The organism is Mesorhizobium sp. M7A.F.Ca.US.011.01.1.1, from assembly GCF_003998295.1.
Taxonomy (GTDB): domain Bacteria; phylum Pseudomonadota; class Alphaproteobacteria; order Rhizobiales; family Rhizobiaceae; genus Mesorhizobium.
In genome coordinates this window covers 1-738 of sequence record NZ_RZRT01000212.1, presented here as the reverse complement: position 1 = coordinate 738, position 738 = coordinate 1, and the positions used below count along the sequence as shown (strand labels likewise).

Sequence of the window (738 nt, the reverse complement as noted above, 5' to 3'; positions counted from 1 at the left end):
GTTCTCGGAATATGTCTTGCGTGCGGTCTTCGCTGCCACGGGGGCTTCCGCGGCCGGAGGCGCAGGTTTCGCTCCGTTCTTGCGGGCCGGCTTTACGAGCTCTGCCTTCGCTTTCTTTGCTCGCGGAACTTTCTTCTTGGATTCAGGCACTACCATTTTGGCTGGCGCTACTGTCGTCTGAACAGTCTGAGCGTCCTGAAAATCGGCCATGATATACTCCGCTTGTGGTGTTTCCCCTTCTTCAGCATCAAGGGGTCTAATACTGAAGTCAATGACCTGGGAATTTGGAAGCTGAGCAGCATGAGCCGGCCGCGTCATCTCCGTGGCAATCTTGGACAGGTCGAGATCGCCCCAGATCGAATGGCTTGGCTTCTGCTTACCGCGCCTCTGTTTCAGTTCCACGATGAATGGCCGGATCTGGCGCTTCATAGTCTGTTCCTTGATGTGAGCATGACTTGCTAGCCAAGTCGCAGTTTGGGTTAGCGAGTACCCGACGTATCATATCGCTTTCGCCGTGCTTTATCGGAGAAGCCCCGCAACGAGCAAGCGGTGTGTCATGGGCCTTGGGCAGCCGGCATGCCTACCGAGAGAGCTGCCTCATACACGCGATGCTCAGGCGTCCAGCCGGCGGTGTGCGATGACTGTGCACAATCGGACTGGAGCGATTGCAATCCTTATATTCTTGGGAACTAATCTTCTCATGGCGGCGGATGAGCTGGACGCGCTTGTTTTCGGGAT

1 pseudogene is annotated in these 738 nt (G+C 56.0%); it reads right to left on the bottom strand.

Annotation, left to right across the window (positions count from 1 at the left end):
- Positions 1 to 429 (bottom strand): annotated as a pseudogene (locus EOA13_RS37380) (transposase); the annotation flags it as partial.
- Between the last annotated feature and the right edge of the window lie 309 nt (positions 430 to 738).